This window comes from Exiguobacterium sp. UBA6309 (genome assembly GCF_002439205.1).
Classification (GTDB): Bacteria; Bacillota; Bacilli; order Exiguobacteriales; family Exiguobacteriaceae; genus Exiguobacterium_A.
On the sequence record NZ_DJTL01000005.1, the window covers coordinates 90,468 to 103,890 of the forward strand.

Here is a 13,423-nt window from a genome sequence, read left to right on the forward strand (position 1 = left end):
AAGACAAGTCATCTGAAGACAAATCATCCGATGAGACGACACAAGAGGACCAAGGATCTTCGGATGAGGCAACGAAGGATGAAACAGAAAAGAAAGATGATACACCTGCAGCAGAGAACAAAACAGAAGACAAAAAGGACGAATCGACGGATAAACCGGATAGTTCGTCTCAGGATCCAGAGCAGGAAAAACCATCGAAACCAGAAGATGAGACGCCAGACGTCGATAAATCAGCAGATGCCAAAGCCGATCTTTCGCTTGGAATGCTCGTCGTCGTCAACAAGAAGTATAGCTTGCCAATCGACTACAAGCCGTCGGATCTCGTCGTTCCAAACGTCAGCTTCTCCTATTCGGGTGTACTTGAACAAAGCTACATGCGAGCACCAGCTGCGAAACAGATGGAAAAGATGTTCGCTGCTGCTAAAAAAGAAGGCGTAACATTGAACGCTGTCAGCGGATTCCGTTCCGGCGCACGTCAAAAAGTATTGTATAATAATTATGTCGCACGTGACGGCAAGGCAGCTGCTAATCAATATTCAGCACGCCCTGGTCACAGTGAACACCAGACAGGTCTCACTTTTGATATTTCGTCACCAAGTGTAGGTAATGGATTAACAGCCGCTCTTGGTGATACGAAAGAAGGAAAATGGATCGCGAATAACGCAGCGAAGTTCGGCTTCATCGTTCGTTACGACCGTGGTTTCCAGTCACGGACGGGTTATACGTATGAGCCATGGCACATTCGTTATGTCGGAGTCGATGTCGCGACACAAATTAAAAATAACGGACAGACTCTTGAGGAATATATGAAAGTCGGTCACTAAGAGGTTGGAGGTTGACTATGATTGAAATCATAGGGATTTTGGTTCTTGGCTATCTGCTTGGTTCGATTCCGTTCGCATTACTTGTTGGGAAATGGGGACACGGAATCGATATTCGTCAACAAGGTAGCGGGAATCTCGGAACGACGAATACGTTCCGTGTCTTGGGGAAAAAGGCAGGAATCATCGTCTTGATCGGTGATCTTGGAAAAGGAGCCGTCGCGAGCCTTGTTCCGATCTTAATGGGCGCGGATGTGCATCCGCTGTTTGCTGGATTAGCTGCTGTCGTCGGTCATATCTATCCGATTTTCGCAAAGTTCAAGGGCGGAAAGGCAGTCGCGACGTCTGGTGGGATGTTGCTCGTGACGAGCCCGATTCTCTTCATCTTTCTGCTCGTATCCTTTTTGACGACACTTCGCCTGAGCCGGATGGTCTCGCTCAGTTCGATCGTCGCAGCAAGTGTCGGGATTGTCGTGTCGATCACGATCGGCGTCTTGACGAACGATTGGATCGTTCCGACGTTCTTTACGGTTCTTGCGTTGTTCGTCATCTTCAAGCACCGTGATAACATCCAACGGATTCGCCAAGGAACAGAGTCTAAGATTCCACTCTTTGCAAAGAAATCGTCTGAATGAACGACTAATGACGCGTCTGCCTCTCACTCATTGAGAGACAGGCGCGTCTTTCGTTTGATGAAAGAGTCGGATAACGGACGAATTCAACGACATTTCATAGGAACTACACGTTTATTTACATCGGATTTACAAGATCTTTACAGACGTTCGCTACACTAGAACTAGAACTGGTCTGTAAAGGGGGAAGCGCACGTGTCGTTGTTAGGAGAAGAGCGGAAATCACGCATCATGGAATGGCTGGAAGAGGAAGGGAAAGTCATGACGAAGGATTTGATCGAACGTCTCGATGTCTCGGGAGAAACGGTACGACGCTACTTAGAGGAGTTGGAACGCGAACGTCAATTGAAGCGTGTCTATGGCGGTGCTATCTATCAAGGAGGAAAACGGGAGACGCCGATCTCACGGCGAACGGATCAGCTGTCCCGCCGTTTAGCGCGCTATGCGAAAGGGTGGCTCAGTGACTATTCCTGTATCTTTCTCGGACGGGGAGAACCGGTCGAGCATTTGTTACCTTATTTAACGGGAAACGCGACGATTGTCACGAATTCACTAATCGTCGCCAGTCATTTGGAGCAGTGCCGTAAGACGGGACCGTTCACTGGGGAAATTCGATTGTTAGGCGGAACAGTCGATGCATACGGACAGACGGTCGGGGTCGAGGTATTGCAAGCACTGGATGCCTATGCTTTTGATGCCTGTTTCCTATCGTTTGATGGTGCTGAGATTGAGCGAGGCTTCGTCAGTGATGATATCGAATCGTCACTTATCCAAAAAGCGGTCATTAGTTGCACAAAAGATGTCTACGCCTTCTTAGCCAATGACGAGTTCCAAGGAAACCGAAAATATAAGGTGGCAGAGTTCCGGCGCGCGAAAATCGTCCTCAGCCCAGCTTCCTATCCGCCATCATGGGAGATGAAACTGTTCAACGAACGCGTGAACTGGATGGTCGTCTCATGATACACTGATGCGGGAGGGATGTATCATGTTAGAAATCATTGCATCGACCGTAGAAGAAGCGGTCGCAGCAGAACAAGCCGGAGCGGACCGGATCGAGCTCGTTTCCGCATTATCCGAAGGGGGATTGACGCCGAGCTACGGACTGATCCGTCAAGTCGTCTCGACGGTCGAGATTCCGGTTCACGTCCTCGTGCGACCACATAGCAAATCGTTCGTCTACTCGAAATCAGATGAGGAGACAATCATCACGGATATTGACTTGATCCGTGAACTCGGTGCAGCCGGGATCGTCGTCGGCTCATTGACAGCAGACGGTCGTGTCGACGAAGGTTTCCTCGGTCGCATCATCAAACATAAAGGGGAACTGTCATTGACGTTCCACCGAGCAATCGACAGTAGTCGTGATATTCTTGAAGCGGCAGAAGTACTCGCTGATTTTCCAGAAGTCGACCGGATCTTGACGTCAGGTGGTCAAGCGACGGCACTAGAAGGTAAAGAGACGATCGCACGTTTGATTGCAGACTATCCGGACTTGATCATCTTACCAGGATCCGGCATCACACTTGAAAATGCAGAGGCACTTCTTGAAGCAACGAAGGCGTCCGAGCTGCATGTAGGATCGGCGGTCTTACAAGACGGTGCCATTCAAAAAGAACACGTTGAGGCGTTGACACGACTCCTAGGATGATCATCGAGTGAATCAATCCATTTTTCTGATCTGTTGAGATGAGGGAAATGGATTTTTTTCATGCGCTCGTGACGACTTTTCGACGATTCGCTTCAAGCAGATGAAAAGCAGAGTGGGAGAACTAGGTTTTTCAAAGGAACTGGGCTAAAATCAAAAGTGGAAATAGTGGATATAAAGGAGTACGACATGAACCCTAAACAATTGAAACAAGCTGCTCTTGGTACGTTAAAAGGACAATGGTTGGTCGGATTAAGCATCTCGATCATCTACTTCCTTATTTTTGCGCTCGCTGCAAGCCGGATGTCATTTGACCAAGATGACATTGATAGTATGGTTCGATTCATCGCACTGAACATGGTCGTCACGATCGTCCTGGCTCCAGTGACAGTTGGTCGAACGATTGCTTACTTACGCTTCACCCGCGGGGAGTCTGCAGGAATCGGAACACTGTTCGAAGGATTCTCTTCGTTTCGACGTGCTTTCCGGACGATTGCCGCATATGCGATCGTAACGGTATTGGTCTATGTTGGATCATTTTTGATCTTACCGGCACTATACTTCTACCTAGCATATCGTCTCGTTCCGTATATTTTAGTCGATCGACCGGAATTATCGTTTTGGCAAGTACTTGGTGAAAGCCGCCGGATGATGAAAGGGCATAAGCGTGAACTGATCATACTTTACTTGAGTTTCATCGGCTGGGGGATCCTCGCACTACTTAGTACAGTCGGTGTCATCTTCTTGACGCCATACTTCGATACGACGATGGCACACTTCTATGAACGCTTGAAACCAACCCGTTCCGTTAAGGGATGAACGTAAAAAAGCCTGTACATTACGTCAGTAGACGTAGCGTACAGGCTTTTGCTTATTCCACCGAAGCGCGTGAACGCTCAGCGAGCAATAGATAAAGCGCTTGTGTACCGGAATCGGCGTGACCCAGCTCAGCAAGTTGTACATATAAGTCTTTCGTGAGTGCAAGACCAGGTGTCGCGATACCCATCTCAGCGCCGCGTTCGAGGGCAAGGCGCATATCCTTGATGAAGTGTTTGACGAAGAAACCAGGTGAGTAGTTTTCGGCGATGACGCGCGGAATCAAGTTCTCAAGACTCCAGCTACCGGCAGAACCAGATTTGATCGTCTCGATGAACTGTGTCGGATCGATTCCGGATCGTGTGACGAACAACAACATCTCCGCTGTTCCAATCATCGATCCGGCGATTGCGATTTGGTTCGCGAGCTTCGCCGATTGTCCTTTACCAGGACCACCGAAGAGTGAAATCGATTTCCCCATCGCCTCGAATAATGGCTTCGCTTGTGCGAAAGCCGCTTCTTCACCACCGACGAGAATCGCGAGTGTTCCGTTCTTCGCACCGAGATCACCGCCCGTGACAGGTGCGTCAAGTGCCTGAAGACCGCGTGCTGTCGCTTCCTGCGCGATTCGTTCAGCAAGAGCCGGACTAGACGTCGTCATATCAATCAGAATCGTTCCTGGTGTCGCATGATCGAGTATGCCGTCTTCGAAGTAGATCTGCTTGACGTCTTGCGGATAACCGACGATCGAGATGACGACGTCGACATCCGTGACGACATCTTGAATCGTATCGACGATTTCGACACCATCTGCTTCAAGGACGAGTCCTTTCTCTTTCGTGCGATTGTATCCTTTGACTGTAAAACCTGCCTTACGCAGATTGCGGACCATGCCTTGTCCCATGACACCTAATCCGATGAAACCGACTGTCTTCATACGTGATTCCCCCTTGCACGTTCCGTGCCGATGAATTGTTGCGTTACGAGCTTATTATACAATGGATTGTCGACGACAAGTCGATCATGTGTCCCGATACCTGAAATCTGACCATCTTCAAGAACGATGATTTGATCGGCATGACGGACCGTCGCGAGACGATGGGCGATGACAAACGTTGTCCGTCCGACCATTAATCGCTCGAGTGCTTCTTGAACGACACGTTCCGACTCGGAGTCGAGACTGGATGTCGCTTCGTCAAGCAACAGAATTTCCGGATCACGGAGGAGTGCACGTGCAATCGCAATTCGTTGGCGTTGACCACCGGACAGTTTGACACCCCGTTCTCCAATCTCAGTCGCATAACCTTCCGGGAATCGTTCGATAAACGTATCGGCATTCGCCATCCGTGCAGCCGCACGGATTTTGTCTTCACTGATGTCATCTGTCAGACCGTAGACGAGATTGTCACGAATCGTTCCTGATAAGACGGGGGAATCCTGCGCGACATATCCGATTGCCTGTCGCCAAGACGATAACGTCAAATCAGAAATGGGTTGATCTCCGAGTCGGATTTGTCCTGACGTCGGTTGATAAAATCGCTCAAGTAACGCAAATAATGTCGTTTTACCAGAGCCGCTCGGACCGACGATCGCTGTCGTCTTGCCGCGTGGTAACGTAAAGCTGACATTCTGTAAGATCGACGTCTCATTGTATCCAAATGACAAGTGTTCGACCGTCACGTCCGTAAACGGACGAGATGCTACAAGCGTTCCAGCTGCTTCTGGTGATTCATCGAGAAGCTCGATGATTCGCTCTGTCGCACCGCGTGCTTTCTGTAACTTCGTGATGAATTCAGTCATCGTCACGAGCGGAGTCATGATTTGGAACAAATAGAGCGAAAAGGCGACGAGTTCACCCGCCGTGATCTGGTTCGTCGAAACGCGGTAGGCACCAAAACCGATGATCAGGATCAACATCGTCGTTAGAGTGACGTTAAAGATCGGCAACAAGAGGGCTTGAATTCGTCCTTCCTTTACACCATACCCGTATAAGTTCTCAATCCGAGTTTTTCCTCGCCCCAGCTCATAGTCTTCTGTTGCTTGTGATTTGACGAGTCGGACCTCACCGAGCATCTCGGCAAAAAAACCGGATAATCCTGCAAGTTCCTTCTGAGTCTCACGAGAAATCTTGTGTAGTTTGCGGACGAGCGGAATGATGATCAACAAGGTCACGGGGACAGCGATGACCATGACAAGCGTCATTTGCCAATCGAGGAAGAATAGGATCGTGATTGCTCCGATGATTGAGACGAGTGACGTCAGCAAACGAACGAGTTGTTCCGATAGCAATTGCTGGAGTGTCGTTGCGTCACTATTAAGTCGTGAGACGAGCTCACCGGATTTTGTCTCATCATAGAACGGAATCGATAGCGTTAACAGACGCTTCCATAGAAGCGTTCGTAAATTGGCGACGATCCGTTGACCGACGATCTGTAACCAATAGATCGATAAAGCGTTCGCGACGACTTGAACGACGAAAACGATTACAAATAGACTGATCAATTGTGGTGTCAGTCGATCGACAGTAAAACCATCAATCAACGTCTTTAAGAACCAAGGAATGGCGAGCGCAGCCAGCGCTTGGATGACAGAGACGGAAACAGCGGCAGATAATAAACCGACCGGTGGTTTCGTTTTTTTCAATAACAGGTAAAAAGATTGGAACGTCGCAGCGTTCATTTCAACACATCCTCTCTTTTCTATTGTCCTGAAGAACGAAGAGACGGTCAAATGGGAAGCGCGACTTGACAAAAAATCTTTCGATTTGTGACACTGATAGTGGAAACAATAAGGGAGGATTCAAATGTCTATTTTCGTAGATGCGGACGGATGTCCCGTTGTCGATCTCGTCATTCGACACCGACAGGGACGTGACGTCTTTTTAGTTTGTGATACGGCACACCAGGTGATCCGAGAAGGAGCGACGACGATTACCGTCGGACAAGGACCAGATGCCGTCGACTATGCGATCGTCAATCGGATGAAACGTGGCGATCTCGTTGTGACCCAGGATTTTGGTTTGGCAGCACTCATCTTAGCACGAGGCGGACTCGCAATCGATCAAAATGGTCGCCAGTTCACGAACGACAATATCGATCTATTGCTCCACACTCGCCATGTCGGACAACAAATCCGACGAGCAGGCGGGCGTACGAAAGGACCGAAAAAACGGACGCGCGATGCGGACCGTTCCTTTGAAGAATCATTTCGTACATTAGTGCTAACCAGCATGTAAGGAAGGTAGTGTTGGACTGTTGATACGGTACGGACCGTGATATAATTTGAAGCATGAATGAAATCAGAAAGGAGGATACACGTTGAAACGAATTTTACGCGACCACTCGAAGGATCGTCCTTACCGATTGCGCCAAGGAACGGTTCCGGAATCAACTGAGGCACGACTCACATCACTCGATCAACGTGAAATCAATCGATTACAACAGGATTTACGAAAAGTCGAAGTGAAATTGAAGCAACGCAATGAAATCATGGAAGCGTTGGCGACACAAAATGTTGAAGCAGCCTGCGAGACTGTCTTGATGATCTTGTTGCAACTGCTTGAGGTAGAAGAAGGAGCTATCCTTTTGTACCGGCGGGAGCAGTTAAATCATTTCGTCGCACAAGGGATCGACGATATGGAGCTGATCGAAAAAGATCTCGATCAATATTCGGTCTTGCGTCGCGCATTCGTCATGCGTAAATCGGTCCAATTGCCACTCGGCGACCAGTTCGAGTCAGCAATTCCCGTACAGTCTCCAAGCAACGGACAAGTCGTCGGACTGCTATACATCCGCCATCCCTTCGCCCAGTTCAATTTAGAACAAGTCGGGGATTTACTTGATCTATCACGAAAACTTGGGATGACGCTTGAACGCCATCTCCTGTTCCATCAAATGGAGCATGAAAAAATCAAGACGTATCAGCTACTTGATTCGATTCGGGAAGCTGTCCTATATATCGAGAGTAGTGGGGAGCAGATTTATGCGAACCAGGCCTTATTGAATATGTTTCCACCAAAGCTCGTCAATCAGGCGCAAGGGTTCCGTCACGCGTATGAACGGGCGACGTCTCTGTTTGAACATGTCGATCAGCCGGAAGCACTTCATGATTACATCGGTCAACTGATGAACGGGGATATTCCGGGAGAAACGATCGAGTTATCGGCATTCCGGGGGAACTTGTTGCTCAGTGCCTATGCTGAGCGGATTGCAATTGCGAACGTTGAATGGGGGATGATGCTTGTCTTACGTGACGTGACGAAAGACAAGGAGCTCGATCTTAAGCAGGCAGAGTTCGTCTCGATCGTTTCGCACGAGTTGCGGACACCGCTTTCTTCGATCATGGGCTTCACGGAGTTATTGATGAAACGAGAAGTCGATCCGAAGCGGCAGAAACGCTATTTGCAGACGATTCATTCGGAAACCGTTCGATTGGCGGAATTGATCAATGACATCCTGGAAATTCAAAAAGGGGAAGACTCGACACATGGAACACAAAAAGAATTACTTGATTTAAAACAATTGATGTTCGAGATGAAGCCGATGTTCGATCTTGCGAGTCTCGCACATCGCATCAGTGTCCATTTTAGTCCGGGATCCTATACGATTTCAGCCAGCAGTGAGAAGATGAAACAACTGTTTACGAACTTGATCATGAACGCGATTAAATATTCGCCCGAAGGCGGCGAGATTCGGATCAAAGGATCAAACCAGTCAGATCAATTACGAATTGAGATTTCAGATGAAGGGCTTGGTATTCCAGAAAAAGCGCTTCCTTACATCTTTGATAAGTTTTACCGAGCAGATAACTCGGATACACGTAAAATCGGTGGAACGGGCTTAGGACTCGCGATTTGTCGGATGATCGTGCTTGATCATGGTGGAGCTATCTCCGTCCAATCAACGGAAGGAGAGGGCAGTACCTTCATCATTCAACTCCCGCTCGACGCATGACCGACTACAGACTCAGAAAGGAGGAAGACACGGTGAATAATTCACACATTCGTTATGAAGCATTGCATCCGCTCGTCGAAGAGATTCTTGAAAAACTTAGTGAACGGATTGGCGTCAACACGTTGTTTTTTGCATTAAATGATTCATATAGCAACTTTGTCGTCAAGGCAATCAATCAAGAACGTCAGTTGATCGAAGAAGGCTCGACTCATGTCTTCCAACATGTCCTCTGTAAGCTGGTAGTCGATGAGACAGACGGGAAGCTCTCGATCAATGAATTGCTCAACAATCCATTGACCGTCAATCATCCGGTCACGAAAGCTCTTGGGAACGGTAGCTTTTTGGGAGTAGCGATCAAAAATGCGGAAAATGAAAAAATCGGGACATTATGTGCCTTTGATGATCAACCATTCGACTTCAAGGAGCAGGATATCGCGCTCGTCGAGCGGTATGCGGATATCATTAGTAAATCGATTAACGTCGAAACGTATGTCATCAAGGATGCGCTAACAGATGTCTATAACGAACGGTACATGAATCGACTGATCTCAAGTGTGACGATTCATCCTGCTTTCTTAATGGTGTTGAACCTCGATCGTTTCCATGCGATCAATGCGACGCATGGATACCGGGCAGGGAACGAAGTGCTACGCGAAATCGCGAATCGGCTGAAATATGTTCCTTTACCGAATCATGTCGTCGGTCGAATGGATGGGAATGAATTCGTCGTCTTAGCAGCACTTGAACAGGAACAGGAATTCGAACAATATGCGGAAGATTACGCTCGCATCGTCACGGAAGCGATTGAGCAACCGATCGTTGGTGTTGCAGCCGAACCGATTCAGGTGACGGCATCATCTGGCGTCAGTCTTCTGACCGGTGATATGGCAAGTCGCCAGATACAAATCTATGCAGCAGAAGCCTTGATGCAACAAGTCAAACACGAGGGGAAACAGCGAACCTCATTTGTTAATCCAAATCGGAAGGCGGAACAGCATCCATTTGCATCAGTTCTTGAATCAGAGCTTTCGCATGCACTAGAACGGGGACAATTCGAGCTCTACTATCAATGGATCGTTGATGCGAAACAAGAACGCTACGTCGCGGTTGAAGCGCTTCTACGCTGGAATCATCCTGTGCTTGGGTTCGTCAGTCCGACGGATTTTATTCCGATTGCCGAGAAGATGGAGATTTTCCCAGACATCGGTCGATTTACGATCCGTCAGGCAATCCTGGATCAACGGCGCTTGGAGGAGACATTTGGACGTAAGATTTCCGTCGCCGTCAATCTATCGGCAAGCCAGTTCGAGTCGGATCAACTCTTTTCAGAATTACTTAGACTGACAGAAGAATCGTATTTCCCGGGCGAACGACTCATTCTTGAAATCCGGGAGGAAGTATTGCAGACGCGTCGTCGTTTTGCAATGAAACGTTTGGAGCAGCTGCGCCAAGCAGGCTACCGTCTGACGGTCGATCATTTCGGTAGTCACTACGCGTCACTTAATTCGTTATTGCGTTTACCGGTCCAAGCAGTCAAGCTCGATCCAATCTTTACACGTCGACTCGTTCAAAATCAGTTAGAGCGTTCGATGATTCGCTCTGTTCATTCCTTGACGTCGACGTTAAACATCGCGCTCGTGATTCAGGAAGTCGAGACCGCGTCGCAATTGCAACAGATTCAAGTGTTGGATGAGCAACTTTATGTGCAAGGCTACGAGGTCCATCACCCTCAGCCGATTGAACAATTACTCATCGAGGACATCGTTCGAGGGCGTGCTGAGGTTTAACCCTTCTTCAGTCGGGAATACATTAAAATGTGGAACAAGTACATTTTAAGGGGGATGCCAAATGGCTGATCAACATGATAAAGAGACGGACCCGATTACTTCAGGAAACCGGATGACGAAGGATGAGATTGCCGGACGTGACCCGCAAGACAATACGGAGGTTCCGGAAAAATCGAAGGATGAAAAAGAAACGAAGCATCAAGATCAAGAAGCTGAGAAAACAGAACGACCAGATGACGAAGCTTCAAGTGAAGAGGCACCCGATTTGTCGCACGCTTCTGATGAAGATGGCGATGTTGAACCATCCGATGAAGAGAACCAACAAGGTTAAGAATGACTAAAATAAAGGGCAATCGATGTCCGGCAGAAATGCTGGATATCGATTGCCTTTTTTTGATGGAGTAAAAGATTACTCGCCACCCCCACCGCCGTCACTTCCACCATCAAATCCTCCGTCGATCCCGCCGTCTGTCGCATGGGACGTGTCGGTCAAATCAACAGGGAAGAGTAAGAACGGAATCGCGTCGGTGCCGTCCGGTGGGAGAATCGAAGATGGGAAGAGCTGTTGCAGGATCGTTTGTTGACTTAAATACAATCGGATTGCTGTCAAATAGACTATGTCTTTCCGGTATTTAAAATGTAAATCGGAGCGTAACGCCTCTGCCATCTGTTGGAGTGCCGAAGCATGAATATTGGGATCACCGAGTAACGCAAGCATGCCGTGGAATGACAGCGGGACACGCTGCTTACGATATATCTTACGGGATGACTCCACTTGTGCGATATAGCGATCCCAATCGTCTTCAGGCAATAAAGCGAATATCAAGGCAACGACATACGTCTGTTGAGCGCGTCCGAACCGTCGTTTGAGTCGTTGATAGACCGTTTCGATACGCGAGGCGAGTTCGTCTAACTCACCGCGTGTCGTAGCGTGAAAATAGACGAAAGAAATCAATAGCGGTGACACGATGAACCGATGTTGTTTTTTGAGGCGTGTGTATAATTGTACCGTTCGTTCAAGTACCGCGTCCTGTGGAGTAAGACGGCTGATGAACAGGGCAGTAGAGTAGGCATTCAAGGGATGCGACAAGCGATGCGATTTAAAATAGCCGTGAAGCGACATCATCTCGGCGATGCGGCTCGGTGTGTGGGCGTCAAAGGCATGAATCTTCGAAGCAAGCAATAATGCCTGGGTGGTTTGTGTACGCAAGCGTATTTTTAAGTCATCTGCTGTCTCAAGCAATACACTTGCGGAAACCTGCTCCGTTCCGATCGTCCGGTCGAATGCCAATTCGATGAGAATACCGTCCTGATACGTTCTGAATTCTGGGGCGATATGATTCAGTTGTCGCAAGAAAGTCGTCGCCATCTCCATGACTGTTCCTCCTCTGTTTTTTCTTATAGTGTATCACGCAGTGAAAGCGTTATCTTATTTTTTTAGTTGGGTATCGATCAATTGTTCCGCTGCACGCCGGTACAGATTACTCATATGAGCCAGCGCTAAAATCTGTTCCAGTGGATCGGTCGTCGAGGCGGTAAGAGCATCTTGTTCGGTGACGAAACGGGCTGTATTTCGTTCTGTCAGTTCAAGGTAAGTGCGATAAAAGTCTTCAAGATCGAGTTGATTCTGTTCGATGCCTTCGTTCAAGGGCGTTAGGATCGTCTTGATATCATTGATCGAAAACGAACTTTTCAACTGATAAATCAAGCTAATTAAAATCAAGTGCTCCTTCGTATACTTTTTATTCGTGACCGGAAAAAATAATTTCTTTTTGGCATAATTGTTGATCATCGTCTTCGTCAAGATTGTCTCATCCGTGTTCCGCGTCGTTTCCTCGAATGTCCGCTCAAACAGTTGGATGACTTGATCCATATAAAGATCAATGTTCGGGATATCTGCAAGCTGTAATTGACGATCATGTCTCGTGTCGTCAGAACGTGTCATAAAAAAACCTCCAAAATCGTTAAAATAGGACTTTCTACTTCTTCATCATATGATAGAATATGTATATAACGCCATGTAGTATTCAAAACTACATATCAGAGGAGGAACGAAAGTGAAAGCTTATATGAGAGAACCGATTAATGGATTAACACATCTGGGAGGGGCTGTCTTTGCTTTTGTCGGATTACTCGCACTCGTCATTAAAGCATCGTTAGAACGTGGAGCATCACTTGCCATCGTCGCAGCGATTATTTTTGGGGTCAGCATGATGGCACTCTATGCTGTTTCGGCAACGTATCATATGGTCCTTGCGAGCGACCGGGCGATTGCGATCTGGCGACGATTGGATCACTCGATGATTTATTTGTTGATTGCCGGTTCCTACGCACCGTTTTGTCTTGTCAGTCTGAATGGTCCGACGGGTTGGGTCTTGTTTAGCATCGTCATGTTGATTGCTGTTTCCGGAATTACCTTCAAATTAGTCTGGTTCAACAGTCCACGCTGGTTATCGACGACGCTCTACATCGGAATGGGCTGGATCATGGTATTTGCGATCACACCACTCGCGCAAGTCTTATCACCGCTCGGCATCGGTCTATTATTCCTTGGTGGTATCTTCTATACGATCGGTGGCATCATCTATGGACTCAAGCCGCGTGTCTTATCGTTTAAACATCTCGGATTCCATGAAATCTTCCACATCTTCGTACTACTCGGTAGTCTAGCGCATTTCCTATGTGTCTACTTCTTCGTGTTGTGATGATGTCCTCCTTTAGTCAATGACTGAAGGAGTTTTTTGTATCTATATGGAAAATACAGGAGAAG

General features: G+C 47.9%; 14 protein-coding genes. 10 read left to right on the forward strand and 4 right to left on the reverse strand.

Annotated elements, in window-relative coordinates; all coding sequences use genetic code 11:
• The 5 genes from B3M90_RS00575 to B3M90_RS00595 form a co-directional block, all read left to right on the forward strand.
• A partial coding sequence (locus tag B3M90_RS00575; RefSeq protein WP_290782102.1) for a M15 family metallopeptidase occupies positions 1-824 on the forward strand: 824 nt, incomplete at its 5' end.
• A 17-nt stretch (positions 825-841) separates the two neighbouring features.
• Positions 842-1,456, forward strand: coding sequence for a glycerol-3-phosphate 1-O-acyltransferase PlsY (plsY, locus tag B3M90_RS00580; protein WP_035408639.1), 615 nt, complete (start codon positions 842-844; stop codon positions 1,454-1,456).
• A gap of 192 nt (positions 1,457-1,648) precedes the next feature.
• A complete protein-coding gene (locus tag B3M90_RS00585) occupies positions 1,649-2,413 on the forward strand; it encodes a DeoR/GlpR family DNA-binding transcription regulator (protein ID WP_056060593.1) in 765 nt (254 codons plus the stop codon).
• A 25-nt stretch (positions 2,414-2,438) separates the two neighbouring features.
• The gene (locus tag B3M90_RS00590; RefSeq protein WP_214855422.1) at positions 2,439-3,101 is read left to right on the forward strand and encodes a copper homeostasis protein CutC; all 663 of its coding nucleotides are present in this window, start codon (positions 2,439-2,441) and stop codon (positions 3,099-3,101) included.
• 186 nt (positions 3,102-3,287) lie between these two features.
• Positions 3,288-3,917: a DUF975 family protein gene (locus B3M90_RS00595; protein WP_214855425.1), complete on the forward strand. Its 630-nt coding sequence runs from the start codon at positions 3,288-3,290 to the stop codon at positions 3,915-3,917.
• A 52-nt stretch (positions 3,918-3,969) separates the two neighbouring features.
• Here B3M90_RS00595 and B3M90_RS00600 read toward each other — a convergent pair whose 3' ends face one another.
• Complete coding sequence (locus B3M90_RS00600) at positions 3,970-4,851, reverse strand: NAD(P)-dependent oxidoreductase (protein ID WP_290782105.1); 882 nt, start codon at positions 4,849-4,851, stop codon at positions 3,970-3,972.
• Positions 4,848-6,593 carry an ABC transporter ATP-binding protein gene (locus tag B3M90_RS00605; protein ID WP_214855431.1) on the reverse strand — a complete coding sequence of 582 codons (1,746 nt, stop codon included), beginning with the start codon at positions 6,591-6,593 and terminating at the stop codon, positions 4,848-4,850. The genes B3M90_RS00600 and B3M90_RS00605 overlap by 4 nt, the downstream gene beginning before the upstream one ends.
• A gap of 124 nt (positions 6,594-6,717) precedes the next feature.
• Between B3M90_RS00605 and B3M90_RS00610 the strand changes: the two genes are divergently transcribed.
• The 4 genes from B3M90_RS00610 (at position 6,718) to B3M90_RS00625 (ending at position 10,984) form a co-directional block, all read left to right on the forward strand.
• A complete protein-coding gene (locus B3M90_RS00610) occupies positions 6,718-7,149 on the forward strand; it encodes a YaiI/YqxD family protein (RefSeq protein WP_214855434.1) in 432 nt (143 codons plus the stop codon).
• 82 nt (positions 7,150-7,231) lie between these two features.
• On the forward strand, positions 7,232-8,866 hold the full coding sequence (locus tag B3M90_RS00615) for a sensor histidine kinase (RefSeq protein WP_251137916.1): 1,635 nt from the start codon (positions 7,232-7,234) through the stop codon (positions 8,864-8,866).
• Between the two features lie 32 nt (positions 8,867-8,898).
• Positions 8,899-10,653: a bifunctional diguanylate cyclase/phosphodiesterase gene (locus B3M90_RS00620; RefSeq protein ID WP_290782108.1), complete on the forward strand. Its 1,755-nt coding sequence runs from the start codon at positions 8,899-8,901 to the stop codon at positions 10,651-10,653.
• 61 nt (positions 10,654-10,714) lie between these two features.
• Positions 10,715-10,984, forward strand: coding sequence for a hypothetical protein (locus tag B3M90_RS00625; protein ID WP_035408622.1), 270 nt, complete (start codon positions 10,715-10,717; stop codon positions 10,982-10,984).
• Positions 10,985-11,062: 78 nt separating this feature from the next.
• Here the strand turns inward: B3M90_RS00625 and B3M90_RS00630 are convergent, their stop codons facing one another.
• Both B3M90_RS00630 and B3M90_RS00635 read right to left on the reverse strand, forming a co-directional pair.
• Entirely contained in the window at positions 11,063-12,028 is a 966-nt protein-coding gene (locus B3M90_RS00630) for a DUF4003 family protein (protein WP_290782111.1), read from the reverse strand.
• A 54-nt stretch (positions 12,029-12,082) separates the two neighbouring features.
• Positions 12,083-12,598 (reverse strand): DUF1836 domain-containing protein, encoded by a 516-nt coding sequence (locus B3M90_RS00635; RefSeq protein ID WP_214855441.1) that lies wholly within the window; start codon positions 12,596-12,598, stop codon positions 12,083-12,085.
• A 112-nt stretch (positions 12,599-12,710) separates the two neighbouring features.
• Between B3M90_RS00635 and trhA the strand changes: the two genes are divergently transcribed.
• Positions 12,711-13,358 carry a PAQR family membrane homeostasis protein TrhA gene (trhA, locus tag B3M90_RS00640; RefSeq protein WP_053453003.1) on the forward strand — a complete coding sequence of 216 codons (648 nt, stop codon included), beginning with the start codon at positions 12,711-12,713 and terminating at the stop codon, positions 13,356-13,358.
• The last annotated feature ends 65 nt before the right edge of the window (positions 13,359-13,423 follow it).

Bases quoted from the DNA above. Each gene is read 5' to 3' on its own strand.
- B3M90_RS00630 (WP_290782111.1), bottom strand. From the start codon at position 12,028: ATGGAGATGGCGACGACTTTCTTGCGACAACTGAATCATATCGCCCCA.
- B3M90_RS00625 (WP_035408622.1), top strand. From the start codon at position 10,715: ATGGCTGATCAACATGATAAAGAGACGGACCCGATTACTTCAGGAAAC.
- B3M90_RS00590 (WP_214855422.1), top strand. From the start codon at position 2,439: ATGTTAGAAATCATTGCATCGACCGTAGAAGAAGCGGTCGCAGCAGAA.
- plsY (WP_035408639.1), top strand. From the start codon at position 842: ATGATTGAAATCATAGGGATTTTGGTTCTTGGCTATCTGCTTGGTTCG.
- B3M90_RS00600 (WP_290782105.1), bottom strand. From the start codon at position 4,851: ATGAAGACAGTCGGTTTCATCGGATTAGGTGTCATGGGACAAGGCATG.
- B3M90_RS00610 (WP_214855434.1), top strand. From the start codon at position 6,718: ATGTCTATTTTCGTAGATGCGGACGGATGTCCCGTTGTCGATCTCGTC.
- B3M90_RS00635 (WP_214855441.1), bottom strand. From the start codon at position 12,598: ATGACACGTTCTGACGACACGAGACATGATCGTCAATTACAGCTTGCA.
- B3M90_RS00605 (WP_214855431.1), bottom strand. From the start codon at position 6,593: ATGAACGCTGCGACGTTCCAATCTTTTTACCTGTTATTGAAAAAAACG.
- B3M90_RS00595 (WP_214855425.1), top strand. From the start codon at position 3,288: ATGAACCCTAAACAATTGAAACAAGCTGCTCTTGGTACGTTAAAAGGA.